A 25,963-nucleotide genomic window follows, 5' to 3' on the forward strand; every position below is an offset into this window, starting at 1 on the left:
GCCCCCTAGCCGTACGTGTGCGGGCCACCCTCGGGAATCAGTATCTCGAACCACACGGTCGAACCACGTACGGTCGGGTCGGTGCCCCAGGCGTCGCTGAGCTGCTCGATCAGGCCGAGGCCCCGCCCCCGGCTGCTGAGCGTCTCGGTGCGGGCCCGGGTCACGGTGCCCCGGGTGCCCCGGTCGGCCACCGAGACGAGCAGCCGCTCCGGGCTGAGGTCGATCTCCACCCGGGCCGCGGTGCCGGCGTGCAGCAGCGCGTTGGTGGCCAGCTCGCTGACGCAGAGCACCGCCGCCCCGATCACCGACTCCGGCACCAGCCAGGCGGTGAGCTGCGCGGTCAACCACTGCCGTGCCCGTCCCGGTGCGGTCGGCTCGGCCGGCATCTCCAGCGACGCGGAACGGCTCGGCGACAGCGCGTGCTCCACCGCCAGTACGGCCACGTCGTCCTCGCTCGAGCCGGGCACCGCCGAGCCCGCCACGGCGCAGAGCGTACGCGGATCGCCGCCAGCGGCGGTCGCCACGGCCTTGGCCAGCGCGGTCAGCCCCGCGGAGAGGCTCTGCTGCCGGCGCTCGACCACCCCGTCGCTGAACAGCAGCAGCGTGTCGCCGGGGAGAAAGGGCAGGGTGCTGGCCGGGCGGTGGCCGCCGAGACCGAGCGGCACGCCCGGATGTACGTCGAGATAGTCGGCGGTGGCCGGACCGGTGGCCGGCGCCCGGCGCAGCAACGGGGCGGGGTGCCCGGCGCTGGCCAACGTCATCGACTCGTTGCCCGGGTCGATCAGGCCGTAGACGACCGTGACAAAGAGTTCGTCCCGGTGCGCGTCCGTGCCGAGGCTGTCCACCAGCAGGTCGAGACCGGACAGGACGGCGGCGGGGTTCGGGTTGCTCAGCGCCAGCGCGCGCAGCGCGGCCCGGACCTGGCCCATCAGCGCGGCGGCGTGCACGTCGTGCCCGGCCACGTCGCCGAGAACCACGGCGAGCCGGTCGCCGTCGAGCCGGAAGGCGTCGTAGAAGTCGCCACCGGCGGCGTTGCCGTCGACCCCGGCGTCGTACCGGGCGGCGAGCCGGAGTCGGGGCAGGTCGGGCAACTGTTCCGGGAGCATGCTGCGTTGCAGCAACTGGGCGGTGCCGTGCTGGTTCTCGAACCGGCGGGCCCGCTCGGCGGCCTGCGCCACAAGTTCCGTGGCGGCGGTGAGCAGGGCCCGCTCGGCCGGCGACCACGGGTGCGGTTCGCGGTAACCGACCGCCAGCGCGCCCCCGAGCGAGGGCGTACGCAGCGGCAGCACGGCCAGCGCCCGGATCTTCTCGTCGTGCCGGTCGATCGCGGTCGCCAGCAGCGGCTGCCCGTCCGGCCAGTAGTGCGCGGTGCCGGTGGAGGCGGCGACCACCAGCGGCGCCGGTGAGTCGGCGGCGAGGCTGCGCCACAGCGGGGGGAGCCGCTCGTCGGCCTCGTCGAGCAGTTCGCCACGGAGCCGCCGTACGCCGCGCCAGTCGGCACCGTCGTCCACGCCGAGCCCGACCTGGTCGGCGTCGAACGACTCGAGGGCGTAGCGCAGCGCGGACCGGGCCACGTCGTCCAGGGTGAGCGTGCCGGAGAGCGCGACCGCCAGTTGGCTCAGGCTCTCCAACCGCCGGGTGACCTGGGTGGCTTCGACGACCACCATCAGCAGGCCGATGATCTGGCCGTGATCGTCGCGTACGGGCGAGTAGCCCCGGGTCAGCACCACCTGGTCCGCCTCGCTGCCCCGCCCGAGCGGCAGCAGACCCTCCTTCTCCAGGTACGGCACGCCGGTGCGGTACGCCTGCTCGATCTCCTCGCCCACCCCGTCCAACTCCCACACCTGGGCGAAGACCTCGGCCGCCGGGCGGCCGAACGCCGACGGGTGCAGATCGCCGATCAACTCGGCGTAACCGTCGTTGTAGACGAGTGCCAACTCCTCACCGAAGGCGAGAGCCATCGGCACCGGGGAGGAGAGGACGAGTTCGACCACCGCCCGCAGCGACGGTGCCCAGCGCTCGGCCGGTCCGAGGGGGGTGTCCGCCCAGCGTCGTCCGGTGTCGAGCCCAGCGGTGGCGCCCGGTGCCGGGGACGGACCGGGCCACCGGGAGGGGGGAGCGGGAACCCGCCCGACCGAGCCTGGCATGTCAGCAGCCTAACCGCCGTGGACGAACCCTCCGACGATCGACAGGTCGACCGAGTCGAACGCGGCGTTTCCGGTACGGGTCCCGCGCCGCCGACGGACACGGGTGCCCGCTGGCGACACGGGGTGCGCGTGAGCACGGAATGAACCAGGTCCAGCCGGGTACGCGGGCGGCGGTAGTCCAGGTGACAGGAGGGACGCCATGCCCGCGATCGTCGCGGTACGGCGGGTCGACGTCGGGTCCGAGCTGTCCGAGACGTGGAACGCGTTACTGATCTTCGTGCCGCGCCTGATCGGCTGCCTGGGCATCCTCGTGCTCGGCTGGCTGCTGGCCCGGTTCGTGCTCCGGACGGCGCTCCGGTTGCTGGACCGGTTCGGCTTCGACCAGGTGGTGCAGCGCGGCGGACTCGGGCGCCTGGTCGCCCGGACCCGTTACCGCCCCGCCGCCGTCCTGGCCCGGCTCGCGTACTACCTGATCCTGCTCTTCACCGTGCAACTCGGGTTCGCGATCTGGGGCCCGAACCCGGTGCACGACATCGCCAGCGCGGTGGTGGCCTGGCTGCCCCGGGCATTCGTGGCGCTGGTCGTGGTCGCGGTGTCGGTGGTGATCGCGAACGCGGTGCACGACCTGGTCAGCGACTCGGTCGGGGCGGTCTCGTACGGTCGCCCGCTGGCCGACGTGGTCTCGCTCCTGGTGGTCGGGCTCGGGGTGGTCGCCGCGTTCGTCCAGACCGGGGTGGCCACCTCGGTCACCGGACCGGTGCTGGTCGCGCTGCTCGCCACGGTCGCCGGCATCCTGGTCGTCGGGATCGGCGGGGGACTGGTCAAGCCGATGCAGGTGCGCTGGGAGCGCTGGCTGGGCCGGTTGGCGAGCGAGTCTCGGCTGCGCCGGGCGAACCGGGAGACGTACGGTCGGGGGTCGCCCTTTGCCGTGCCGTACGCCGAGTCGGCCGGTCGGGCCCCGGTCCCGCCGACGTCCGAGTCGCTGCTGACCGGGTCGACGTTCCCCGAGACGTCGTTCCCCGAGACGTCACTGTCGCAGGCGTCGTTCCCGGAGCCGTCACTGTTACAGGCGACCATCCCGGACACCACGTTGACGCAGATGCCCACCTCACCGGCCCCGGAGAGCCTGGCCGGCTACGAGCCGGTGACCGGTGCCGGGCCGACCGGTTACCAGCCGGTCCTGGACGGCGGGCTCGCCGGTTACGAGCCGGCCCTGGACAGTGGGCTCACGGGTTACGACGCCGTCCCGGACGGACTGGCCGGTCATTCATCCGACCTGTTGACACCGGCCCGGGAGGAATCCGCCACCGGCGAGGACGACGGCCCTCGGTTCCGCCCGCAGGACGCCTGACTACTCGGCCGGGCTGGCCTCGGCCGGGCGGCGCCGCATCGCGTCGTCGGCCAGGATGGTCGTCGCCACCATCACCGCGACGACGATGCTGAACAGCCAGGACGCGTCGGGGAGCAGTTGGGCGGCGACGGGGGCCTGGAGCGCGGTCAGCAGGAAGCCGAACCAGGCCAAGCGGCGCTGACGGGCGGAGAGAAAACCGGAGCCCTGATGCATCTGACAGATTCTGCCCGGCCGGTCTGCCTCCGCCGTCACCCGATCGGTCGATTCTGGCTGAGCTGTCCGGTTTAGAGATCTACTGGGGCTGGAGTCCCGGGAAGCGGCAAAGCTCCGGTTACCTCATTGTCACAGCCTGGCCGATCCGGAAGGATCACGGATCGTGTCGAACAGCCCTCGCCCCGCCCTGCTCATCCTGGCCTACCTCGCGTTTGTCAGCCTCGGCCTGCCGGATGGCCTGCTCGGCGTCGGCTGGCCGTCGATCAGCTCGACGTTCGACGTACCAACCGAGGCGGTCGGACTCCTGCTCGCCGCCGGCACCGTCGGGTACCTGACGTCCAGTGTCGCGGCCGGTTTCACGCTCGCCCGGGTCGGCGTCGGTTGGCTGCTCGCCGGCAGCACCGCCCTGGCCAGCCTCGGGCTCACCGGCTACGCCCTGTCGCCGGTGCTCGCCCTGATGGTCGGTTGCGCGCTGGTGCTCGGACTCGGCTCCGGCGCCGTCGACTCCGGGCTGAACGCATACGCGGCGAGTGCCTTCGGCCCCCGGCACATGAACTGGCTGCACGCCTTCTTCGGCCTCGGCGTCGCCATCGGCCCACTGATCATGACCACGGTGATCGGTGCCGGACTCTCCTGGCGCTGGGGTTACGGCATCGTCGCCTCGGCCCAGGCCCTGCTCGCCCTCGCCTTCGTGCTCACCGTACGGGCCTGGGACGACCGCCGTACGGCGCGGACCGGCACCGACCCGTCCGGGGCGGAGCAGGAGAGCACCCCCGTACGGATTCCGGTCGCCGCCACCCTCAGGCTGCCGGCGGTCTGGACCGGCGCGGTGGCGTTCGCCGTCTACGTCGGCGTCGAGGTGGGCGCCGGGCTCTGGGCCTTCCTGCTGCTGACCGAGGGGCGGGGACTCAGCGAGGCCGCCGCCGGTGTCTGCGTGTCGATCTACTGGGGCAGCCTGTTCGTCGGCCGGGTGGTTCAGGGGGTGGTCGCCGAGCGGCTCGGCAGCGGGCTGGTGCTGCGGGCCAGCCTGGTGGGCATGGCGGTGGGGGCCGCGCTGGTCGCGATCCCCGCCCCGGCCGCGCTCGCGGTCGTCGGACTGGCGATCATCGGGTTCGCCGCCGCGCCGGTCTTCCCGCTGCTCACCCTGACCACCGCCGAGCGGGTCGGACCGGCACACGCCGACCGGGCGATCGGCCTCCAGATCGGGGCCGCCGGTCTCGGCGGCGCCGTGTTGCCGGCCGGCATCGGGCTGCTGCTGAGCCGGGTCACGATCGAGGCGCTCGGGTCGGCCCTGCTGGTGCTCTCGCTGGTCCTGCTCGGCCTCTATCTCGCCTCCGCCCGGCGCCCCGTCGCCACCGGGGCCGGCTGATCCGACCTGGGCCGGGTCAGTGCGGGCCGTTGCGGCCGGTGGTGGAGGGGCGGTACGCCCGCTCCGGGTCGGTCATCTCGCCCCGGTCCGCCTCCGACGTCGGGTGACCGTCGGCCGCCTCGGCGCCGTGACCGTACGCCGACTCCGCGCCCGCCTCGTTGCCGGTCGTGTCGTCCACCTGGCCGTCAGGGGTCGACGCACCCATCGCGCGCTCCAACTCGGGCAGCGGAATCTTCTCCTCGTCGCGCCAGACGGAACTGTCGTTGTCGGTCATAGTCTGGCCGTACCCCGGGGTCTCGGCGGCAAACCGGCGGCGCCCGCCGGGGGATCCCCGACGGGCGCCGACAGTTCGTCCGGCTGTCGCCGTTCGGTCACGGCTGTGGCCGGTCCACCTGGCCACGCCAGGCACCGGTCTCGACGCCGCCGCGTGCCTCGATGAAGTTCTTGAACCGCTCCAGGTCGCCCCTGATCCGGCGGTCCACCATGCCCAGCTTGTCACCGGCCTTCTCGGTCATCCCCTGCGGCTCGAAGTCGAGTTGGAGGGTGACCCGGGTGTGTCCCTCGTCGATCCGGTGGAAGGTGACCACGCCGGCCTGGTTGGTGCCGTTGGTCGAGGTCCACGCGACCCGCTCGTCGGGCAACTGCTCGGTGATCCGGGCGTCGAACTCACGCTCGACGCCGCTGATGCCGACCTTCCAGTGGGTCATCGTGTCGGAGATCTGGCGGACCTCCTCGACCCCTTCCATGAAGCGGGGGAAATCCTCGAACTGGGTCCACTGGTCGTACGCGGTCCGCACGGGGACGGCCACGTCCACGGATTCGGTCACCGCACTCATCTGACTGTCCTTCCTGTCTGCTGGTCCCGCTCACCGCCTTCGGCGGGAGTCACCAGCGCTGCGTCTCGTTCGGATTGCCGAGCACCGCCCACACCTCGGAGACCGTGCGGAACTCGGTGTCCGGCGGCAGCCGGTCGAGTTGGGCCAGAACCTCGTCCGGTGCCTCGTTCTCCTCGGCGTTGCGGCGCAGGGTCGCCCGGTCGCCGGGCAGCGCCGACAGGCTGATGAAACGGCCGAGCCGGCTGCGCTGCTCGACCTCGACCGAGGTCATGCCCTGCGGTGCGCCCGAGCGCGTGTCGGCGGTCGGCGCCCTGGTCGATCCCGGCTGGTCCTCGCCGGCCGGCTCCGGCTCACGCCACTCCTCGGCTCGGGAGCCGGCGGCGTTGTTCACCGTGCTGGCTACCTCCCGACTCATCTCGTCGTCTAGCCGCGGTCCGTGTTTGCTGTTGCCCCGGTCCATGTCCTATGCGCTACCCGAGCCCCCCGGCGGTAAACCGATCCGCCGACGGAACGCCCCTGGCCCCGCCGATCGCGTTTGGCGGCAGCGGCGACGGGAAGAGTGAGGGTTGGCCTCCGAACCGGGGTGGGTTCTCGATCCGCGCCGGGCCGGTACCCGAAAGCGAGGAGGATGACCATGCCGGGACGTGAAGTGCTTCCCAGTACGTTGCGCCGCTCGTCGGACAAGGCACAGGACACCTGGGCCAAAACGCACGATTCGGCGGTGGAGACGTACGGCGAGGGTGAACGCGCGCACCGGACCGCGTACGCGGCGGTCAAGCACTCGTTCGAGAAGGTCGGCGACCACTGGGAGCAGAAGGGGCGCAAGGGGCCCAGCGACGAGCAGGCGGCCGGGGGTGGTCCGGCCCGCCGGGCAGCGACGGCCGGCGGCGTCGACGCGAACGCCTCCAAGGAGCACCTGATGGAGGTGGCCAAGAAGCTGGACGTCCGGGGTCGTTCCCGGATGAACAAGTCCGAGCTGGTCGGGGCGATCCAGAAGGCGAACAACCGACAGACCGCCCGGGCCAGGAACAGGTAACCGGGCAGCCGGCACGCGTGGACGGTCGCCGGGCGGGCCGAGCGGATCAGCGACGCCGAGTCGGCCCGCCCGCCTGACCGGCGTCCGGTCGGCTCGCCTGTGGTCACCGGCGTCGTCGGGTCTGCTGTCGTCGGGTCTGCTCCCGGGTCACCAGGTCCCGGTCGGTCCCCCCGGTGCGGTGATGTGCACGACCTTTGTCGCGGTCAGTTCGTCGAGCAGTTCGGGGCCGTAGCCGAAGCCCTGGCCGCTGCCCCGACGGGGGTGTGCGGCGCCGCCGGGCGCGCCGCCGAAGACATTGTTGATTTTGACTGTGCCGACCGGCAGTTCGCGCCAGGCCTGCTGGGCGTGGCCCATCGAGCCGGTCAGCACGGTCGCGGAGAGTCCGTACGGCGAGTGCGCCGCCCGGGACAGCGCCTCGTCGAAGGAGTCGACGACCAGCACCGGCGCGACCGGCCCGAAGGTCTCCTCGCGCATCACCGACATCTCGTCCGAGCAGTCGGCCAGCACGGTGGGCGGGTAGAACGCCCCCGGCCCGTCCGGCACCCGGCCGCCGGTCAGCACCCGGGCGCCGTCCGCGACCGCCGCCCGTACCTGGGTGTCGACCAGGAGGCGATGCCGGCGGTCGACCAGTGGCCCGATCTCGGTCCGCTCGTCCCGTCCCGGCCCGACCCGCAGCGACTCGGCCCGCCTGACCAGCGCGGAGAGGAATTCGTCCGCCACGGCGCGGAGTACGTAGATCCGCTCGACGGCGACGCAGAGCTGGCCCGAGTTGGTGAAGGCACCCAGGGCTGCCTGCTCGGCGGCCCAGACCGGATCGACCCCGTCGTCGACGACCAGCGGGTCGCTGCCCCCGTTCTCCAGCAGCGGCTTCGCGCCGGTCGCCACGCAGGCAGCGGCGATCGAGCGGCCGGTGGCGGTGGAACCGACGTGCGCGACCACGTCCACCTCGGCGGCGGCCAGCATCGCACCGACCCGAGCGCCCCCGGTGAGCAGGGACAACACGCCCGGCGGCAGGTGCGCGGCAAAGAGCCGGGCGAGCAGCCAGCCGCTGACCGGGCTCCGCTCGCTGGGCTTGAAGATCACCGTGTTGCCGGTGACGAGAGCGGCACCGAGCAGCCCGCAGCAGACCGCGACCGGGTCGTTCCACGGCGTCAGTGCCGCCACCACGCCACGTGGTTGGACCGCCATCAGGTCGATCGCCTCGGGGCTGCCCGACAGCGCCCGACCCCGGTGGACGGGGCCGAGTTCGGCGTACTGCCGCAGCGTGCCGACCCCGGCCTCGACGCCGCCCCGGGCCAGGCCGATCGGACGGCCCATCTCGGCGGTCTGTGCCTCGGCGAGCTGTTCGGCCGAGGATTCCAGCAGGTCCGCGACCCGGTGCAGGGCGGCACCGCGCGCGGCGGCCGGAGTGCTCGCCCAGCCGCCAGCCGCGACCCGACTCGCCTTCACCGCCGCCGCGACCTGTGCCTCGGTCGCCTCCGGCAGCCGGGTCACCTCGGCGTTGTCGGCCGGGTCGAGCACCAGGAGGTCATCGGCGTCCGGGCCGGCGCCCCAGACCCCGTCGATGAGCTGCTGTACCGCGTACATGGCGCTGGATGCCCCGGTCTGACCGTGACAAACGCTGTTTCGCCTGGTTGCCGCCGGGTCTCCGCGGGGCGCGACGGTCGTGTCACCGTACGCGCCCGCCGCGCTGTCCGGTCGGGTCGGCCGGGACGGTTCGGGCCGGAACTACGCCCGAATGTTGCGGTGCCGGGTACGCAGCCGGAACGGCATCAGCGCACTCTCGATCTTGGTTGCCGTGGTCATCTTCGACAGGCCCTCGCGGCGCTCCTCGAACCGGATCGGCACCTCGACGATGGTCTGCCCGAACTTGGTGGCCAGGTAGTGCATCTCGACCTGGAAGCTGTAGCCGTTCGACTGCACCCGGTCGAGCCCGATCTCCCGCAGCGCGTCCGCCCGCCAGATCTTGAAGCCGGCGGTCAGGTCACGGATGCGCACCTGGAGCAGAGTGTGCACGTACAGGTTCGCCCACCCGCTCAGCGCCCGCCGGTAGAGCGGCCACGCCTCGTCCAACTGGCCGCCGGGCACGTAACGTGACCCGATCACCACGCCGGCCTGGGTCGACAGCAGGGTGCCGAGCATGCCGGGCAGCGCCTCCGGCGGGTGCGACAGGTCCGCGTCCATCTGGGCCACAAAATCCGCGCCGCTGTCGAGCGCGCGGCTGATCCCGTCGACGTACGCCCGCCCCAGCCCTTCCTTGCCCGCCCGGTGGACCACCTGGATCCGGTCGGGTTGCTCGGCGGCGAGCTTGTCCGCCACGTCGCCGGTCCCGTCCGGGGAGTTGTCGTCCACAACCAGGATGCTCAGCCCCGGCAGCGGCAGAGCTAGCAGCCGCTCCACCAGGACAGGCAGATTGCCCGCCTCGTTGTAGGTGGGGACGACGATGGTCAGTCGCTCATCCCGCCACGGGGATGGCAACTGCACGGGCTCGATCATTACGGACATCCTCGTTCTGCCGACAGCGGTAAGGGAGAGGGTAATCACCTCGGTACTCTGGTGCGACCACCGGGCCGACAGCGCACGTCCTGTTTACCACCGTTCTCCGGTGTGACCACCGTCGGAGACGCGCCATCCTCCCGATGTTCAGGTCAGTCACTTTTGTCGATGCCGCAGGTGGACCGGTCGCCCCCGGACGGACGGCGGAGTCGGCCGCGTCCATCGGCCTCCCACCATGTCCAACGCGCGGGTCGCCGGATCGCTCCGGGCCCGCCCAGCCCTCGTGGCCCGGGCCCGCCCAGCCCTCGTGGCCCGGGCCCGCCCAGCCCTCGTGGCCCGGGCCCGCCCAGCCCTCGTGGCCCGGGCCCGCCCAGCCCTCCTGGCCCGGGGAAGTCGGCGGCGCTGACGACGATTCAGGGCGGCTTCCGGTTAGTGGCGCCTTCGTGCGGGTACCGGTGCGGAGCGCGTAGTGGGCCTGGATCGGGGCGCGCGCAGTGGCCGCAGCAGCCGTCGTCGGGCGGGCTGGGCGGTCCGGTGGACGGGCGAAAGTGAGGTTTACTCCTCCTACCCGAGGGAACCCGCCCCCCGTGCGAAACGATCAGGTCGACCCGCATAAGCGCAGGTCAGGCGGCACGATCGCCGGCCCCGCGCACGGGCGTCCTGAACCGGAGCAGCGCACCGGAGAGCGAGACTCGCGGAGCGGGCCGGCACTGTTCGAAGCGGTACTTCTCGACCGGGACGGTACGTTGGTCCACGACGTGCCCTACAACGGGGACCCGGCGCTCGTACGTCCGGTCGCCGGCGCCCGCGAGGCGCTCGACCGGCTGCGCGCGGCCGGACTTCGACTCGGCGTGGTGACCAACCAGTCCGGGCTGGCCCGGGGCCGGTTCAGCCGTGCCGACCTGGACCGGGTCAACGCCCGGGTGGAGGAGCTGCTCGGGCCGTTCGACACCTGGCAGATCTGTCCGCACGCCGAGGCGGGACCGGGCATGGCAGGTTGTCGGTGTCGCAAGCCCTCGCCCGGCATGGTCTCCGACGCCGCCCGCGCGCTCGGCACCACCCCTGATCGTTGCGTCCTGGTAGGAGACATCGGCGCGGACATGATCGCGGCCGGTGCGGCGGGCGCCGCCGGCATCCTGGTCCCCACGTCGCAGACCCGCCCCGAGGAGGTCGCGGCGGCGCCGGCCGTCGCGGGTGACCTGCCCGGGGCCGTCGACCTGATCCTGCGCCGGTTGCGACTCGTCACCGGCGGCCAGGGCGACGATCGGGCGGCGCTCACGGCCGGCGACGATCGTGCGGCGCTCACGGCCGACGGTGACCGGGAGACCGTCACGGCCGACGGTGACCGGGAGACCGTCACGGCCGGCGGTGACCAGATGACCGGGTCGGTCGGCGCCGACCACCGCAGGGCCGCGACGGCGGGCGCCTCGACGCCCCGTCGTCCCCGGCGGGTGCTGGTGGTCCGGCCGGACTCGGCTGGGGACGTACTGGTGACCGGGCCGGCGATCAGGGCGGTGGCCGCCGGCGCCGACCGGGTGGTGATGCTCTGCGGTCCCCGGGGACGAGCCGCCGCCGAGCTGCTGCCCGGTGTGGACGAACTTGTCGAGTGGTCGCTGCCGTGGATCGACCCGCGTCCGAAGCCGCTGGACCGAACCGAGGTGGAGCGGCTGACCGACCGTCTCGCCCGGGTGGGCGCGGACGAGGCGGTCCTGTTCACCTCCTTCCACCAGTCGGCGCTGCCGCTGGCCCTGGTCCTGCGGATGGCCGGGGTCGAGCGGATCTCGGCGATCAGCGACGACTATCCGGGCTCGCTGTTGGACGTACGGCACCGGGTGCCGCTGGGCATTCCGGAGGCCGAACGGGCGTTGTCGCTCGCCGCCGCGGCCGGGTTCCCGCTGCCCGCCGGGGACGACCCGGCGTTGCGACTGCGGACGGAGTGCCTGGAACCGGGGCCGAGCGAGGGCGTGCTCGCCGAGCCCGGTTACCTGGTCGTGCATCCCGGCTCGTCGGTGGCCGCCCGTGCCTGCCCACCCGAACTCTGTGCCCGAATCGTGACCGCGCTGGTCGAGGCCGGACACCGGGTCGTGGTCACGGGCGGACCGGGTGAGGGGGCGCTGACCTCCCGGGTCGCCGGCCGGTCCGGCATCAACCTCGGCGGCCAGACCTCGCTCACCGGCCTCGCCGCGATCATCGCCCGCGCCGGGTGCCTGGTGGTCGGCAACACCGGGCCCGCGCACCTCGCCGCCGCCCTGGGTACGCCCGTGATCAGCCTCTTCGCTCCCACCGTCTCGTTCGGACAGTGGGGTCCCTACCGGGTGCCCACCGTGCGTCTGGGTGACGCCAGCGCCGGTTGCCGGCACACCCGGGCGACCTCCTGCCCGCTGCCCGGCCACCCCTGCCTGTCCGAGGTCGAGCCGGAGAGCGTGGTCGAGGCGGTCCGGCTGCTCGGCCTCGACCGCGAGTCGCCCCGTTCCTCAACCCATTCCCCGGCCCGTTCCTCGGAGCGGGTCACGGTCCCCGACTCGATCCCCGTACCCGAGTCGGTCCGGGTCCTCGGTGGCGCCGTATGAACATTTTGCTCTGGCACGTGCACGGCTCCTGGACCACGTCCTTCGTGCACGGCAAGCATCGTTACCTCGTGCCGGTGACCCCGGACCGGGGCCCGTACGGGCTGGGCCGGGCGCGGACGTACCCGTGGCCCGACACGGTCGAGGAGGTCACCCCGGACGAACTCGCCGACGCCGACGTGGACCTGGTGATTCTGCAACGCCCCGAGGAGTTCGAGCTGGCCGGCACCTGGCTCGGGCGACGGATCGGGCGCGACGTACCGGCGATCTTCGTCGAGCACAACACGCCCAAGGAGGGCGCGGTGCCGAACAGTCGGCATCCGATGGCCGACCGGGACGATCTGCTCGTCGCCCACGTCACCCACTTCAACTCGCTGTTCTGGGACACCGGCGGCACCCGTACCACGGTGATCGAGCACGGCATCGTCGAGCCCGTCGCCGGCTACACCGGCGAACTCGACCGACTCGCCGTGGTGATCAACGAGCCGGTACGCCGGGGCCGGGTCACCGGCACCGACCTGCTGCCCCGCTTCGCCGAGATCGCCCCGCTCGACGTCTTCGGCATGGGCGTGGCCGGGCTCGCCGACCATCTGGGACTGCCGGCGGACCGGCTCACCTCGCACGACGACCTGCCGCAGAGCCGGATGCAGGCCGAGCTTGGCCGGCGCCGGGCCTACCTGCACCTGTGCCGGTGGACCTCGCTCGGGCTGAGCCTGATCGAGGCGATGGCGATCGGCATGCCGGTGGTCGTGCTCGCCGCCACCGAGGCGGTGGCGGCGGTGCCGCCGGAGGCGGGCGTGCTCTCCACCCGGGTCGACACCCTGCTCGCGGCGGCGGCCCGGCTCATCGACGAGCCCGCGACGGCACGGCAACTCGGCGCCCGCGCCCGGGAGACCGCCCGGACCCGGTACGGCCTGGACCGCTTCCTCACCGACTGGGACCGGCTGCTGGAGGAGGAGCTATGCGGATCGCGATGATCTCTGAGCACGCCAGTCCACTCGCCACGCTCGGCGGGGAGGACGCCGGTGGGCAGAACACGCACGTCGCCGAGCTCTCCGCGGCCCTGGCCGACGCCGGACACGACGTACGCGTCTACACCCGTCGGGACAGCGCCGACCTGCCCGAACTGGTGCCGATGCGGGACGGGGTGGCGGTGGTGCACGTACCGGCCGGGCCGCCCGAGCCGATCGTGAAGGACGCGCTGCTGCCGTACATGAAGGAGTTCAGCCGCTGGTTGGTCGGACAGTGGCGGCGCGACGACTGGGTGCCCGAGGTCGCGCACGCGCATTTCTGGATGAGCGGCCTGGCGGCGATCACCGCCGGCCGGCAGACCGGGGTGCCGGTGGTGCAGACCTACCACGCGCTCGGCACGGTCAAGCGGCGGCACCAGGGCGCCGCCGACACCAGTCCGGCCCGCCGGATCGGCTACGAGCGGGCGCTCGGCCGGGCGATGGACCGGGTCATCGCGCAGAGCCAGGACGAGGTACGCGAACTCGTCCGGATGGGCGTACCGCAGGACCGGATGGTGGTCGTGCCCTCCGGTGTCAACGTGGAGAACTTCTCCCCGGTCGGCCCGATCGCCGAGCGGGAGACCGGGCGTCCCCGGGTGCTGACCGTCGGCCGGCTGGTCGAACGGAAGGGCTTCCAGGACGTGGTCCGGGCCATGCGCGCCGTCCCGGACGCCGAGTGCGTGATCGTCGGCGGGCCGCCGGAGGAGCAACTCGGCGAGGACCCGCAGGCCCGCAGGCTGCGCGCGCTGGCCCGCTCCTGCGGTCTCGCCGACCGGGTACGGCTGGTCGGGGCCGTCCCGCGCGAGGAGATGCCGCGCTGGTACCGGTCGGCCGACGTGCTCGTCGCCGCGCCCTGGTACGAGCCGTTCGGTCTCACTCCGCTGGAGGCGATGGCCTGCGGCGTACCGGTGATCGGCACCCGGGTCGGCGGGCTGATCGACACGGTGGTCGACGGTCGGACCGGTGACCTGGTGCCGCCCCGGGACCCGTCCGCGCTCGGCACCGCCATCGCCGACCTGCTCGCCGACCGGACCCGCCGCTTCGGCTACGCGAAGGCGGCGCTGGACCGGGCCCGCCAGCAGTATTCGTGGCGGCGTGCGGCGGCCGAACTCGGTGGGGTCTACGCGGCGGTCAGCGAGGTGCGGCGGCCGAGCGGGGTGGTGGCCTGATGCCGTACTCCGCAGAGGTGATCGACGCCCACCTCGCCGGACTCGCCTCGGCGCTGCTGCCGTACCGGCAGGTCGCGGGCGAGCTCGCCCGCTGGGGTGAGGAACTCGCCGACCGGCTCGCCCGGGGTGGGCGGCTGCTCGTCGCCGGCAACGGCGGCAGCGCGGCCGAGGCCCAGCACCTCGCCGCCGAGCTGGTCGGCAAGCTCCGGTCGGACCGGGCGCCGCTGTCGGCGATCGCGCTGAGCGCGGAGACCTCGTCGCTGACCGCGATCGGCAACGACTACGGCTTCGAGGAGGTCTTCGCCCGGCAGGTACGGGCACACGGCCGCCGCGACGACATCCTGCTGCTCCTGTCGACCAGTGGCCGCAGCGCGAACCTGATCCGGGCGGCCCGCGCCGGACGGGAGGCGGGACTGCGCTGCTGGGCGTTCACCGGTCCGGTGCCCAACCCGTTGGCCGAGGTCTGCGCCGAGGTGCTCGCCGTACCCTCGCCGGACCCGCAGGTGGTGCAGGAACTGCACCTCGTCTCCGCGCACGTGCTCTGCGAGTACGTCGAGCTGGCCCTGCCGACCGCCCTCGGCGTCCCGGCCGGCTACGCCGCCCTGCCCCTGGTCGACCCGACGTTAGGAAGGGCCCCTTCCTCTACCGAATCCGATAACAAGGGGCCCCTCCTTACCCCTGAGGTGGATACGCCGACGGTGGAGGCGGAGCCGGCGGGGGCGGTTGAGGCGGGGGCGGGGGCGGGAGAGTGGAAGCCGGGGGAGCACCGGCCGGTCCGGTCCAGGCGTACGCACAGCCGGGGCCCGAACGGTCGCGGAGCCGGACCATGACCGGGCGGTTGGTCGTCATCGGCGACACGCTGCTCGACCGGGACGTCGAGGGTGTGGTGAACCGGCTCTGCCCGGACTCCCCGGTGCCGGTGCTGGACGAGAGCAACCACCTCGACCGACCCGGCGGCGCCGGCCTCGCCGCCCTCTTCGCGGTCGGTCACGGCTTCGAGGTCGCCCTGGTCACCGCGCTCGCCGACGACGCCGGTGGGGCCAGACTGAGCAGTCTGCTCACCGCCGCCGGGGTGCAGGTGTACGCCCTGCCACTGCCCGGCGCCACGCCGGAGAAGATCCGGCTCCGGACCCGGGGTCGGGTGCTGTTGCGGCTCGACCGGGGCGGGGCCGCCGGCCCACCCGGCGAACCGAGTGACGCCATCCTGGACCTGCTGGCCGGCGCGGCCGGCATCCTGGTCAGCGACTACGGGCGCGGCGTGGCGGCCCAGCCGACGCTGCGTGCCGCGCTCGCCGCCGCCACCGCCCCGGTGGTCTGGGACCCGCACCCGCGTGGCCCGGCGGCCGTCCCGGGCATTCGCCTGACCTGCCCGAACGAGGTCGAGGTCCGCGAACTCACCGGGGGTACGCCCGGCGCCTCCCGCCTGATCACCGCCTCCCGCAGCGCCAACGGCCTGCGCGAGCGGTGGCGGGTCGGCGCGGTCGCGGTCACCCTGGGCGGGGACGGGGCGCTGCTCTGCCACGCCGGCTCGACGCCCCTGGTGGTGCCCTCACCGACCAGCGCCGACGGGGACACCTGCGGGGCCGGCGACCGGTTCGCCGCCACCGCCACGGTGGCGCTGGCCCGGGGCGCCCTGGTCTCCGAGGCGGTGCAGCAGGCGGTCGCCGAGGCGTCCGCGTACGTCGCCGACGGCGGTGTGGCGGTGGCCGTACCGGCGCCCGCGCCCGAGCCGGTCTCGGTCTCGGTGGCGGACCGGGAGCAGCGGATCGGGCCCGGTCCGGCCGGTGCGCTGGTGGCGCAGGTGCGCGCGGCCGGTGGCACGGTGGTCGCCACCGGTGGCTGTTTCGACCTGCTGCACGCCGGTCACGTGGCCACCCTGGAGGCGGCTCGTCGGCTCGGTGACTGCCTGGTCGTCTGCCTGAACTCCGACGACAGCGTGGCCCGGCTCAAGGGCCCGGACCGCCCGCTGGTGCCGCAGTACGACCGCAGCCGGCTGCTCGCCGCCCTCGGCTGCGTAGACGCCGTGGTGATCTTCGACGAGAGCACCCCGCACGCCGCGCTCTCGTGGTTGCGCCCGGACGTCTGGGTCAAGGGCGGCGACTACGGCACCGGCGGCGCGGACGGACCCGGGTTGCCCGAGGCCGAGATCGTGCACCGGTGGGGCGGGCACACCGTCGTGGTGCCGTACCTGGACGGCCGGTCGACCACCGCCATGATCGACGCCGCCCGGACCGCCGCCCGCCAGCCGACGGGAGGTGCCCGATGAGGGTGACCGTGACGGGAGGAACGCGATGACCGCCACCATGCCGGGCGCCGGCCCGGCCGTGCTCGTCACCGGAGGTTCCAGCGGGCTCGGCGCGGCGGTGGTGACCGCCGTCGCCAAGTCCGGCGGCCGACCGTACGTGCTGGACCGGCGGGCTCCCGGCGACGGGGTGCCGTGGGTCGAGTGCGACCTCGCCGACACCCGGGCCGCCGAGCAGGCCACCCGGCAACTCGCCGAGCAGGCCGGCGGGCTGGACGGGCTGGTCACGGCCGCCGGGATGGACGTACCGGGCCGGCTGGTCGACCTGCCCGCCGAGACCTGGGAACGGGTCGTCACCGTGGACCTGCTCGCCACCGCCGCCGTGGTACGGGCGGCGCTGCCGTACCTGGAGCGCAGTCACGGGACGGTGGTCACCGTCGCCTCGACGCTCGGCGTCAAGGCGGTCAGCGACGCGACCGCGTACTGCGCGGCGAAGTTCGGCGTGGTCGGCTTCACCCGGGCGCTCGCCGCCGAACTGGCCGGCTCCGTCGGGGTCACCCTGCTGGTGCCGGGCGGAATGCGTACGGCATTCTTCGACGAACGTACGGAGCAGTACCGGCCGGGCGCCGACGCCGTGCTCAACGACCCGGCGAGCGTTGCCGCCGCCGTGCTGTTCGCGCTCGGCCAACCGCCCGGCTGCGCGATCCGGGAGATGGTGGTCTGCGCCGAGCAGGAAACCTCGTACCCGTGATCCTGGTCCTTCGTGCCCTCGGGGTGGGTGACCTGGCCACCGCGGTCCCGGCGCTGCGGGGCCTGCGGGCCGCGTTCCCGGACCGGACCCTCGCGCTGGCCGCGCCGTCCTGGCTGGCGCCGCTGGTCGACCTGGTCGGCGGGGTCGACCGGCTGGTCCCGACGGACGGGCTGGACCAGGTCGACTGGCCGGGGGAGCCACCCCACCTCGCGGTCAACCTGCACGGGCGCGGGCCCCGTTCGCACCGTTTGCTCCAGGCGGCCGAGCCGGAACGCCTCTACGCCTTCCACTGCCCCGACGCCGGCCACACCGACGGCCCACCGTGGTCCGCCGACGAGCACGAGGTGGATCGGTGGTGCCGGCTGCTCGCCTGGTACGACATCGCCACCGACCCCACCGACCTGGCGTTGCGCCGGCCGAGCCCGCACCGGGTGCCGGTCGGGGTGACGGTGGTGCACCCCGGCGCCAAGATCGCGGCCAAGCGCTGGTCGCCGGGACGGTTCGCGGCCGTCGCCCACGAGTTGAGCCGAGCCGGTCACCGGGTGGTCGTCACCGGCTCGGTGGCCGAACGCGACCTGGCCGAGCAGGTCGCCCGCCGGGCCGGGCTGCCCGGCACCGCCGTGCTCGCCGGCCGCCTGGACCTGGCCGGTCTGGCCGCCGTGGTCGCGCACAGCCGGCTCGTGGTCAGCGCGGACACCGGCGTGGCGCACCTGGCCACCGGGTACGGGATTCCGTCGGTGGTGCTCTTCGGACCGGTTCGACCCGAGCACTGGGGGCCACCGGTCGACCGGCCCCGGCACCGCGCGCTCTGGGCGGCGACCCTGGCCGAGGAGGACTACGAGATCTCGGAGCTCGATCCGGAGCTGCCGGACTCGGTGCCGGCCGACGGAGGCGACCGGGACCGTTTCCAGGCGCACCCCACGCTCGCCGCGATCGGGATCGACCAGGTGCTGGCCGCCGTGGACGAGGTCGACCAGATCGACCAGGTGCTGGCCGCTGTGGGCGAGGTCGACCAGGCGGTGCCGACGAGCCATGCGGTTGCGACGTAGCGACCCGGCGACCCCCGGGTACGGTCGACGCCGCCGTGGTCGCGGCGTGAGCTTCCTCGACCTCGCCGGCCGCCCGATCCGCGACCGGGCGGAGCTGGACCGGCTGCGCGCTCTGGTGATCCCGCCCGCCTGGCGGGAGGTGTGGATCTCCCCGCACCCGGCCGGGCACATCCAGGCCACCGGGATCGACGCCGCCGGCCGCAAGCAGTATCTCTACCACCCGCTCTGGCGCACCCGGCGCGACGAGGAGAAGTTCGACCACGTGCTGGAGGTCGCCACCCGGCTGCCGGTGCTGCGGGAGCGGGTTGGCGCCGACCTCGCCGGCCGGGGACTCGGCCGGGAACGGGTGCTGGCCACCGTCACGAGCCTGCTCGACTCCGGCACCTTCCGGATCGGCGGCGACCAGTACGCGGCCGGCGACGACCCGACCTTCGGCGTCGCCACCCTGCGCCCCGAACACACCCGGGCCCAGCGCGGCTGTGTCGTCTTCGAGTTCCCGGCCAAGGGCGGCATCGCCCAGGTGCAGCGGATCGACGACCCCGGACTCTGCGCGGTGCTGCGGGACCTGCGCCGACGGCGGCGCGGCGCGGAGCGGCTCTTCGGCTATTGGGACGGGCACGGCTGGCGCGACGTACGCAGCGATGAGATCAACGAGTATCTGCGCGCGGCGAGCGGTGGTGAGATGACGGCGAAGGATTTCCGTACCTGGCACGCGACGGTGCGTACCTCCCTGGCTTTGGCCCGGCTCGGACCGGAACGGTCCGAGACCAGGCGCAAGCGGGCGGTTGCCGGGGTGATGCGGGAGGTTGCCGAACTTCTCGGCAACACTCCCGCAGTGGCCCGCGCCTCCTACGTCGACCCCCGCCTGGTCGACCGGTATCACGAGGGACGAACAATCGACGTTGATCCGGACGCCCCGTCGGAGACAGTCGAACGAGCGGTGGTCGACTTCCTTTCACGCTGACGAGTTCGGGCGTATGAGATTGACGAGGGCGAACTAGCTGGCGTTGATGATGAGATATATGTCGCCGCCATTGCCACCGTCGGCGTTCCCGGAAACGATGCCGTTGGTGGCGTTGAGGGAGGTATCCGTATTCCCGCTGCTTCCGCCGTGCCCGCTGCTTCCATTGCAGGTGGGCCCCGGGCGATTCGGGCCCGGCCGGACGTCGGAAGGTCTCACTCCCTGGTTGTTGTCCCTGGCGACCGCGTTTGCGCCCGGTCCGGTCTCGGTGCTGGTCTGAATCTGGTTGTTGCTGTCCACCGGGTTTGTCTGACCGGCGTACTCGCCCAAATCCTCTGCCTGGTCGGCGCCCTGTCCCTCGCCGCTCTCGCCTCCGTTGCCACCATCGCCGGCCTGTACGTTTGGACGGGCGGCGGGGGTGCGATCCGGATCGGTCGGCGTGATTGTGTCTGGCGAGAGGTCGGAGGCTTCCACCTCCGGCTGGTCGATGTCTTCCGCGGCATCCGCCGCGTCTTCCGAGGCTTCTTCTGCGTCTTCCTCGGCCTCAGTGCTGGTCTGGATCTGGTTGTTGCTGTTCGATGTGTTCGTCTGACCGGCGTACTCACCCAAGTCTTCTGCCTGGTCGGCGCCCTGTCCCGCACCGCTGCGGCCTCCGGTGCCGCCGTCGCCGGCCTGTAGGTGTAGTTGGGTGGGGAAGCTGTCCGGATCGGTCAACGTGACCGTCACGCTGCCGCCATTGCCGCCGTTGACGTTGCCGGACATGATGTTGTTCTGTGCCAAAACGGTGGTGTTCGTGTTCCCGCCACATGATGCCGTCGTAATTCCACCGTGGCCGGCACCCGCGCCGGCTCGGGTGGTGCCCTGGTCGATCCTCTCGATGACGTCCAGGCCCCTCGGGGTGGAAGCCTGGGCGACGCCATGGCCCGCAACGAGCAGAAAAGCTCCGGCGAACACCATGCCGAGGAATCTTTGCGACATACTTCGACCGCTCCTCTCGTTCCATACCGGTGACGCTTGATTCGTGCCTGATCCGTGCGCACTCAGGACGAGGTTCCGGTGGGGTTTCCCTATAGCGAGAAACCCGGACCCAGAGAGTAGCCGATCGGTTCCAGTGTCGTGTGGATAAATTTTCTTTGATAATCGGAACCATGATCGCGAGTGATGACTTCGTGTTCCGGAAGGGCGATCAGGGCGATTCGGGTGGGATGACCGGAAGGGTGGGGCATTTTAGAGTCGGCCGCCGAAAAAGCCGTAGCGGGAGTGCGGACCGACCGGTTCGCGTTTCCTCGGCGAGGTGCGAGAGCGGGGGATCGGTAAGGACGCCCACCGCTTTCCGGACGCTGGAAGGGTTTGTTTGGTGGATCAGTCGTTCGGCGGGGCCCTATGCGCCCTCTCGGGAGCCTGGTCGGTCCGCCGGGGCCCAGCACATGATGCGTTCGAAAATGCTCCGCACGTCCGGTGGTGGGCCGAGGGCGGCGTCGTAGACGTGCAGGTCGGAGATGGCGTCCACGAACTGTGTGGCGAGGTAGAGCATCAGCGCGACCCGCTGGTGCCGGAAGCTCACCGTGAGGTCGAGTCGGGCGTCGGCGCAGGGCCACGGCTGGGCACAGAGGCGGCAGCACCAGACCGGACGCAGCGGTAGATGAATCTGCCGGGTCGCGACCGGCTTCGGCTCGATCACCAGTCCAGTCCTTCCGGTACGGCCCGCTCCAGGTCGAGTAGGACGCCGCGTCGAATCAGGTATTCGGCCTCGGGCAACTCCGGCTTTCCCATCGGCTTCTCGATCCCGCGTACCGTGATCCATTCGGTGTCGTACGCCCCCGCGTCCGCCGGAGCGTGGGTCACCCGCAGGTGCAGGTCCCCCATGCTGTCCTCGTACGCGGGCACGACAGTCCGCCGATAGTCGCCCAGTTCGGCGTTGATCACGTCGCCCACGCTCACCGTGGCGCGCCCGGTCATCCCCGGTATCCGTTCCGCCGGGCGACGTCGTAGCCGAGCCGCTGGCCGAGCGTGATCACGTGCTGCCGGTGCATGGCTGTCGGCTCGTTGGCCCAGGGCGGGGTGGCTGGTGGCGGGGGTGCCGGGGGAGGCGATGGCGGACTCGGTGAAATCAGCCGCAGGACGAAGTCCCACCAGACCTGGACGACAAACATCGCTTTCTCCTCTGCGGTTGGACGGCGAAGGTGCCCGTGGACTTCCACCGGTTGATCCAGGGCCCCGGGGTGGCTGGAACCGAGCGGAAGTAACTGCCGTCCAGCCTGGACCGATGGCCGAGAGTGACGGAAGATGAACAACCAGCAGCAAGGTTGACGGACCCCACCATGCCCCGGGAAGGACTGGGAATGTCGATTCACAGCGGAGGACTTGGAAGAACCCTCAAGTTCGCCCGTTCCAGGTCTGGCATGACGCAGGATCAGCTTGCCGACCGGCTGAACGTCTCGACATCGCTCATCGCCAAGTTCGAGACCAACCGACTGATCCCGCAGTCCGACACGGCACGACAGCTTGACGTCGTGTTCGACTCCGGGGATCTGTTCCAGGAGTCCGCTGCCGAAGGGCGGGCGTCGGCTGGCGGCTCGGCATGGATCAGGTCATGGCTGGACTACGAGCAGCACGCCACGATGGTCCGAAGCTTTCAACTGGCGGTGGTCCCGGGGCTGCTCCAGACCGAGGCGTACGCCCGTGCCCTGCTCCGGGATGCCGGAACGCGCGTTCCGGACGTGGAGGACGCGGTCGCCACCCGGATCGCGCGGGCCGGGGTCCTGCGCCGGGACGAGCAGCCGTGCCGGCTGTTCGCGGTGCTCGACGAGGCCGTGCTGCGCCGATGCGTGGGCGGGCCGAAGGTGATGGCCGATCAACTCCACGCGATCGTGCAGGCGTGCTCCTGGCCCACCGTCAGCGTCGCCGTGATCCCGGCGTCGGCGGGTGCGTATTCCGGGCTCAACGGACCGCTGGCGCTCGCCACCGTCGACGGGCGGACCGTCGGATTCCTGGACGACCCGCTGGGCGGCCGGGTGGTCGAGGACCCGGACCGGGTGGCGGACCTGGAAGAGGTCTGGGAGACCGTCCGCCAGTACGCTCTACCCGGACGCCAGTCCCTCGAACTGATCATGGAGGCAGCAGAATCATGGAGCTGATCGACGCGCCACGCTGGCGGAAGTCCTCCCGCAGCAACGGGCAGGGCGGTGACTGCGTGGAGGTCGCCGACAACCTGGCCGGCGTCGTCCTCGTTCGGGACACGAAGAACCGCGACGGTGGCACGCTGACCTTCGCCCCCGACGCGTGGCGGGCGTTCGTAAGCTTGGCCAAGCGAAGCTAGGGCCCGTCCCAGCCGGCCGGTCGATCCTCGGTGAGAAGGGGTGTCCACGTCTGCCGCCCCGCCGCGCCGCCGGTCCGGCGCCCTCAACGATCGGTGGCTGCTCAAGCCTGTGACACGCCGGGTACGGCAGGGCTCAGTAGCCACGGATCGGGTAGCCGCTGACGCCGCCACGGCGGCTCAAGTGGTGCTGTGACCGGGCCGGACCGGCAGAGCGGTCCGTCTCAGTCACACTCGTCGTCGTCATCACCGCCACGTACGACAACGGGACCGGCTCCGGAACCGCTCTCGTGCGACCCGGTCCGTTTCCCCACCGGCCCGTTCCCGGGCACCTTCTGCACCGGCTGCCCGACCTGTCCAGGCTGCCCCGGCTGCCCGACCTGTCCGGGCTGTCCCGGCTGCCCAACCTGCCCAGCGGGAGCTTTCGGGACCGTGCGGTTGCCGCTCGACCCACCGCCGGTCGACTTCGATCCGGTCGATCCGCCACTGGACGACCGACCACCGCTCGATCCGCCGCCGGGCTTGGCGCACGCGTCGCTCCCGTCGCAGCCGACCAGGACGGCCGACGCGGTCACTGCTGCGGCGATCAGGACGACGACGCGGTACCTCATCTGCACGTATCCCCGCTCCGGTCCACCATCGACACTGTTGTCGATCTACGAAGCGACGGTAGCGCCCCCGCGCCATCACGAGCCCCGGTGTCGCACACGGCCCCCGCCGGTGTGTGGCGACCAGCGGTGTGGGAGTCGCTGCCGTTGTCGGAGGGGCGGTGCAGGCGGGATCCGCAGGGTGTTATCTCTACTGCTGTGCTTACCGATCACGCCGCGCCCGAAGACCTCATCGCACTCCGTGCGGCTTTCGACGTGGACGACGACGGGGAGTCGGCCCTCGGTTGGGAGGCCGTACGCGCCTTCGAGGCGGAGCAGGGCATCGTCCTGCCCGAGCCCTACCGCACCTTCGTCGCGGAGATCACGGACGGTTCGTACGCCGGACCACCCGAGTACGGCCTGGTCGGGCTGACGGAGCTGCCCGACGACTGGGGCGACGACCGACCGGAGCGGGTGCTGAGCCGTCCCTTCCCGTTGACCTCGGCCTGGCTGTGGGAGGACGACCCGAGGCCGACCGAGGAGACCAAGACGTTGCTGGAGCAGGTCTTCAACGACGGGTCGATCGTGCTGGGCACCGACGGGTGTGGCATGTACTGGCACCTGGTCGTCACGGGACCGCACCGGGGGCAGGTCTGGTTCATCAGCGGCGAGGGTGCTGTTCCCTTCGGTGCCAGCTTCGGGTCCACCACCGGCGATTGCGGGTTTGCCGGCTGGGTCGGGCACTGGGCGGCCGGCAAGCCGTGGTTCGACGCCTGATGACCGTCGTACCGTCGCTTTAGGATCGACCGGTGATCACGCCGTCGCTGCCGCCGGAAGCGCTCGATCGTCTGCCGGGGCTGGCCGCCCTCGGTCGCACCACCACCCGGCTCCACCCTCGTCGGGGCGAGGTCGGCGTCGACCAGAGTCACATCGGGGGACCGCTGCTGTGGCCGGCGGACGAACCCTGGCCGACCTGCGACCACCCGCACATGGTGCGGGAAGAGGTGCCGATCCCGACCGATCTGCTCGACCGGATGCGGGCGGCCGAAGCCCGGCGTACGTCCGCGCACGTGCTAGCCGACGGTGAGGCCGAGCTGCACCAGGAGATCGCCGACCTGGTCGGTCCCGGCTTCACCGGCTGGGGTGCGGTCGACGGCGGCCCGCCGGGCGGCTACCGGCACGGTCCCCGACCGCACTCGCGGCCGAATCCGATGGTGGCACTGGCCCAGTTGCGGGCCGACGACATCCCCGATCTGCCCCGACCCGGCGGCGCGGACCTGTTGCAGGTGCTCTGGTGCCCGTTCGAACATGAGCGGGAGAACGTCTGGGGGCCGACCGTGCGCCTGCGCTGGCGGCGGGAGTCCGAGGTGGTTGACCTGCTGGCCGAGCCCCCGAAGGGTGATGTCGGCGAGGAGGACTACCTTCCCCAGCCGTGTCGGCTCCATCCGGAGCGGGTGGTCGAATACCCCTTCCCGCAGGAGTTGCCGCCCGATGTCCGCGCCCGTTTGGACACGTGGCAGGGGGACGGTTCCGGCTACGTCGGCCTGTTCCTGGTGCCCGGCTGGAAGGTCGGCGGCTACGCCAACTGGAGCCTCACCGACCTCGGCGCCACGCCGTGCCCGGACTGCGCCGGGCCGACCGACCTGCTCCTGGTCATCGACTCGAAGGAGTACGACGGCGGCACGCGCGACCGGTGGCGCCCGATCGAGGAGCAGCACCTGGACTGGGGCGATCCCGGCCGGTTCGAGGCACAGGAGCCGACCGGTGTCCAGGTCGGCCGCTGGGGTGCACTGCGGATCTTCGCCTGCCTCCGCTGCCCGGACACCCCGTTCCTGCTCAACCAGCAGTAGGTGTGTCGAGTTAGCGATCGCTTACCGAGGGTATGCGCGGCAGTGTGATCGGTTCGAGCAGTCGCCGGGGAGTGTTGATCGCGCTGGACACGGCATCGGTGTCCGGCTCCGGCTCGAAACCTGGTCCGGGTCCGGTCCGAGTCTCCGGGACCGGGACGACCAGACCGCACTCCTGGCAGCGCCCCTCGTGGTCGAGCACGCCGCCGTCCTGATCGTGGCTGAGGGCGCGTCTCACGCCGGCCGGGGAGTAGAACGTGTCTCCCCAGCTCATCAGCGCGCGTACGGTCGGCCACAGCGCGATGCCCTTGTCGGTCAGCCGATATTCGACACCTGCTCCGGCACTGTCGTCGCGAGCGAACACCCCCTCTTGGACCAGGGACTTCAGTCGGCTGGTCAGGACCGCGCGGGGAATGCCGAGTTGGGTCGCGAAGTCCCCGAAGCGGCGTACCCCGTAGAACGCGTCGCGGATGATCAAAAGCGTCCACCGCTCGCCGACCACCTCCAGGGATCTTGCCAGCGAGCAGTTGCGGTCCGCGTACGTGCTGGGGAGGGCCATGCGACAACTCTACCGCGCCAGTTCGTTCAGTGAACTAAGCCGGTGTTACGGTGAGGCAGTTCGGTGACTGAACTGCCCTTGAGGAGGCCGTCAGATGTACCAGTTTCTTGTTTCCTTCACCGTCCAGCCGGACCACCGGGACGATTTTGTCCGGCTGGCCAAGAAGACCGGCCGTGACTCCGTCGCCAACGAACCCGGCTCCCACCGCTTCGAGGTCCTCGCGGACGAGCAGGACCCGAACGTCTTCTACCTGAACGAGGTCTACGCGAACGCCGACGCGTTCAACGCGCACGCCAACGGCCCCTACTTCGGCGCGTTCTTCGCCGAGGCGAGCACGTACGCCGAAGGCCCGAACTGGCTGATGAAGGGCAACCGCGTCGGCGACGAGATCACCGCCTGAACCGCGCCCGAGCCGGCTCCGGTCGAGCCCGGGGCGCCCTCCGGTCGAGCCCGGGGC

The 25,963-nt window shown here is 72.0% G+C and carries 28 protein-coding genes; 16 read left to right on the plus strand and 12 right to left on the minus strand.

The features are described from left to right. Positions 1-5 precede the first annotated feature (5 nt). Positions 6-2,147, minus strand: coding sequence for a SpoIIE family protein phosphatase (locus ACI2K4_RS27610; protein ID WP_404515492.1), 2,142 nt, complete (start codon positions 2,145-2,147; stop codon positions 6-8). Between the two features lie 199 nt (positions 2,148-2,346). On the opposite strand from ACI2K4_RS27610, the gene ACI2K4_RS27615 reads away from it, so the two are divergent. Next, positions 2,347-3,498, plus strand: a complete 1,152-nt coding sequence (locus ACI2K4_RS27615) for a hypothetical protein (RefSeq protein WP_404515493.1) — start codon at positions 2,347-2,349, stop codon at positions 3,496-3,498. On the opposite strand, the gene ACI2K4_RS27620 is transcribed toward ACI2K4_RS27615, so the two are convergent. After that, positions 3,499-3,711 (minus strand): hypothetical protein, encoded by a 213-nt coding sequence (locus ACI2K4_RS27620; RefSeq protein ID WP_404515494.1) that lies wholly within the window; start codon positions 3,709-3,711, stop codon positions 3,499-3,501. It abuts the gene before it with no gap. A 163-nt stretch (positions 3,712-3,874) separates the two neighbouring features. Here ACI2K4_RS27620 and ACI2K4_RS27625 point away from each other — a divergent pair, with 163 nt between their 5' ends. Further along, a complete protein-coding gene (locus ACI2K4_RS27625; protein ID WP_404515496.1) occupies positions 3,875-5,080 on the plus strand; it encodes an MFS transporter in 1,206 nt (401 codons plus the stop codon). Positions 5,081-5,096: 16 nt separating this feature from the next. On the opposite strand, the gene ACI2K4_RS27630 is transcribed toward ACI2K4_RS27625, so the two are convergent. From ACI2K4_RS27630 to ACI2K4_RS27640, 3 genes are all read right to left on the minus strand, one after another. Further along, positions 5,097-5,354 carry a hypothetical protein gene (locus ACI2K4_RS27630; protein ID WP_404515497.1) on the minus strand — a complete coding sequence of 86 codons (258 nt, stop codon included), beginning with the start codon at positions 5,352-5,354 and terminating at the stop codon, positions 5,097-5,099. Between the two features lie 97 nt (positions 5,355-5,451). Then, positions 5,452-5,916, minus strand: coding sequence for an SRPBCC family protein (locus tag ACI2K4_RS27635; RefSeq protein WP_404515498.1), 465 nt, complete (start codon positions 5,914-5,916; stop codon positions 5,452-5,454). 49 nt (positions 5,917-5,965) lie between these two features. Beyond that, positions 5,966-6,376, minus strand: a complete 411-nt coding sequence (locus ACI2K4_RS27640; RefSeq protein ID WP_404515499.1) for a DUF2795 domain-containing protein — start codon at positions 6,374-6,376, stop codon at positions 5,966-5,968. A gap of 174 nt (positions 6,377-6,550) precedes the next feature. On the opposite strand from ACI2K4_RS27640, the gene ACI2K4_RS27645 reads away from it, so the two are divergent. Further along, positions 6,551-6,952, plus strand: coding sequence for a ChaB family protein (locus ACI2K4_RS27645; protein WP_404515500.1), 402 nt, complete (start codon positions 6,551-6,553; stop codon positions 6,950-6,952). Positions 6,953-7,099: 147 nt separating this feature from the next. Here the strand turns inward: ACI2K4_RS27645 and ACI2K4_RS27650 are convergent, their stop codons facing one another. Beyond that, positions 7,100-8,539, minus strand: a complete 1,440-nt coding sequence (locus tag ACI2K4_RS27650) for an aldehyde dehydrogenase family protein (RefSeq protein WP_404515502.1) — start codon at positions 8,537-8,539, stop codon at positions 7,100-7,102. Positions 8,540-8,680: 141 nt separating this feature from the next. Beyond that, complete coding sequence (locus tag ACI2K4_RS27655; protein ID WP_404515504.1) at positions 8,681-9,448, minus strand: polyprenol monophosphomannose synthase; 768 nt, start codon at positions 9,446-9,448, stop codon at positions 8,681-8,683. A gap of 710 nt (positions 9,449-10,158) precedes the next feature. On the opposite strand from ACI2K4_RS27655, the gene ACI2K4_RS27660 reads away from it, so the two are divergent. From ACI2K4_RS27660 to ACI2K4_RS27695, 8 genes are read left to right on the plus strand one after another with little or no spacing between them, the layout of a single operon-like run. Beyond that, positions 10,159-12,018, plus strand: coding sequence for an HAD-IIIA family hydrolase (locus tag ACI2K4_RS27660; protein WP_404515679.1), 1,860 nt, complete (start codon positions 10,159-10,161; stop codon positions 12,016-12,018). Beyond that, entirely contained in the window at positions 12,015-12,992 is a 978-nt protein-coding gene (locus ACI2K4_RS27665; protein WP_404515505.1) for a glycosyltransferase, read from the plus strand. Before ACI2K4_RS27660 ends, ACI2K4_RS27665 begins: the two co-directional genes overlap by 4 nt. Continuing rightward, complete coding sequence (locus tag ACI2K4_RS27670; RefSeq protein WP_404515507.1) at positions 12,977-14,194, plus strand: glycosyltransferase; 1,218 nt, start codon at positions 12,977-12,979, stop codon at positions 14,192-14,194. Before ACI2K4_RS27665 ends, ACI2K4_RS27670 begins: the two co-directional genes overlap by 16 nt. Further along, positions 14,194-15,024, plus strand: coding sequence for an SIS domain-containing protein (locus tag ACI2K4_RS27675; RefSeq protein ID WP_404515508.1), 831 nt, complete (start codon positions 14,194-14,196; stop codon positions 15,022-15,024). The genes ACI2K4_RS27670 and ACI2K4_RS27675 overlap by 1 nt, the downstream gene beginning before the upstream one ends. After that, entirely contained in the window at positions 15,021-16,460 is a 1,440-nt protein-coding gene (locus ACI2K4_RS27680; protein WP_404515509.1) for a PfkB family carbohydrate kinase, read from the plus strand. Before ACI2K4_RS27675 ends, ACI2K4_RS27680 begins: the two co-directional genes overlap by 4 nt. Positions 16,461-16,485: 25 nt before the next feature. Beyond that, positions 16,486-17,187 carry an SDR family oxidoreductase gene (locus ACI2K4_RS27685; protein WP_404515510.1) on the plus strand — a complete coding sequence of 234 codons (702 nt, stop codon included), beginning with the start codon at positions 16,486-16,488 and terminating at the stop codon, positions 17,185-17,187. Beyond that, complete coding sequence (locus ACI2K4_RS27690) at positions 17,184-18,236, plus strand: glycosyltransferase family 9 protein (RefSeq protein ID WP_404515511.1); 1,053 nt, start codon at positions 17,184-17,186, stop codon at positions 18,234-18,236. The genes ACI2K4_RS27685 and ACI2K4_RS27690 overlap by 4 nt, the downstream gene beginning before the upstream one ends. Then, the gene (locus ACI2K4_RS27695; protein ID WP_404515513.1) at positions 18,220-19,200 is read left to right on the plus strand and encodes a DNA topoisomerase IB; all 981 of its coding nucleotides are present in this window, start codon (positions 18,220-18,222) and stop codon (positions 19,198-19,200) included. The genes ACI2K4_RS27690 and ACI2K4_RS27695 overlap by 17 nt, the downstream gene beginning before the upstream one ends. 33 nt (positions 19,201-19,233) lie before the next feature. On the opposite strand, the gene ACI2K4_RS27700 is transcribed toward ACI2K4_RS27695, so the two are convergent. The 4 genes from ACI2K4_RS27700 to ACI2K4_RS27715 all read right to left on the minus strand — a co-directional run bounded on the left by ACI2K4_RS27700 (position 19,234) and on the right by ACI2K4_RS27715 (position 21,350). Then, positions 19,234-20,175 carry a hypothetical protein gene (locus ACI2K4_RS27700; RefSeq protein WP_404515514.1) on the minus strand — a complete coding sequence of 314 codons (942 nt, stop codon included), beginning with the start codon at positions 20,173-20,175 and terminating at the stop codon, positions 19,234-19,236. Positions 20,176-20,578: 403 nt separating this feature from the next. Further along, the gene (locus ACI2K4_RS27705; protein ID WP_404515515.1) at positions 20,579-20,878 is read right to left on the minus strand and encodes a hypothetical protein; all 300 of its coding nucleotides are present in this window, start codon (positions 20,876-20,878) and stop codon (positions 20,579-20,581) included. Next, positions 20,875-21,156, minus strand: coding sequence for a hypothetical protein (locus ACI2K4_RS27710; RefSeq protein WP_404515517.1), 282 nt, complete (start codon positions 21,154-21,156; stop codon positions 20,875-20,877). The genes ACI2K4_RS27705 and ACI2K4_RS27710 overlap by 4 nt, the downstream gene beginning before the upstream one ends. Next, positions 21,153-21,350 (minus strand): hypothetical protein, encoded by a 198-nt coding sequence (locus tag ACI2K4_RS27715; RefSeq protein WP_404515518.1) that lies wholly within the window; start codon positions 21,348-21,350, stop codon positions 21,153-21,155. The genes ACI2K4_RS27710 and ACI2K4_RS27715 overlap by 4 nt, the downstream gene beginning before the upstream one ends. A gap of 189 nt (positions 21,351-21,539) precedes the next feature. On the opposite strand from ACI2K4_RS27715, the gene ACI2K4_RS27720 reads away from it, so the two are divergent. From ACI2K4_RS27720 to ACI2K4_RS27735, 4 genes are all read left to right on the plus strand, one after another. Continuing rightward, positions 21,540-22,334, plus strand: coding sequence for a Scr1 family TA system antitoxin-like transcriptional regulator (locus ACI2K4_RS27720; protein ID WP_404515519.1), 795 nt, complete (start codon positions 21,540-21,542; stop codon positions 22,332-22,334). Further along, positions 22,325-22,516: a DUF397 domain-containing protein gene (locus tag ACI2K4_RS27725; protein ID WP_404515520.1), complete on the plus strand. Its 192-nt coding sequence runs from the start codon at positions 22,325-22,327 to the stop codon at positions 22,514-22,516. The genes ACI2K4_RS27720 and ACI2K4_RS27725 overlap by 10 nt, the downstream gene beginning before the upstream one ends. An 803-nt stretch (positions 22,517-23,319) precedes the next feature. Beyond that, positions 23,320-23,877, plus strand: coding sequence for an SMI1/KNR4 family protein (locus ACI2K4_RS27730; protein WP_404515521.1), 558 nt, complete (start codon positions 23,320-23,322; stop codon positions 23,875-23,877). A 32-nt stretch (positions 23,878-23,909) separates the two neighbouring features. After that, positions 23,910-24,950, plus strand: a complete 1,041-nt coding sequence (locus ACI2K4_RS27735; protein ID WP_404515523.1) for a hypothetical protein — start codon at positions 23,910-23,912, stop codon at positions 24,948-24,950. Between the two features lie 10 nt (positions 24,951-24,960). On the opposite strand, the gene ACI2K4_RS27740 is transcribed toward ACI2K4_RS27735, so the two are convergent. Then, positions 24,961-25,506: a winged helix-turn-helix transcriptional regulator gene (locus ACI2K4_RS27740; RefSeq protein WP_404515524.1), complete on the minus strand. Its 546-nt coding sequence runs from the start codon at positions 25,504-25,506 to the stop codon at positions 24,961-24,963. 94 nt (positions 25,507-25,600) lie between these two features. Between ACI2K4_RS27740 and ACI2K4_RS27745 the strand changes: the two genes are divergently transcribed. Then, a complete protein-coding gene (locus tag ACI2K4_RS27745; protein ID WP_404515525.1) occupies positions 25,601-25,906 on the plus strand; it encodes a putative quinol monooxygenase in 306 nt (101 codons plus the stop codon). The last annotated feature ends 57 nt before the right edge of the window (positions 25,907-25,963 follow it).

The organism is Micromonospora sp. NPDC050397 (genome assembly GCF_044901685.1).
Taxonomy (GTDB): Bacteria; Actinomycetota; Actinomycetes; order Mycobacteriales; family Micromonosporaceae; genus Micromonospora_G.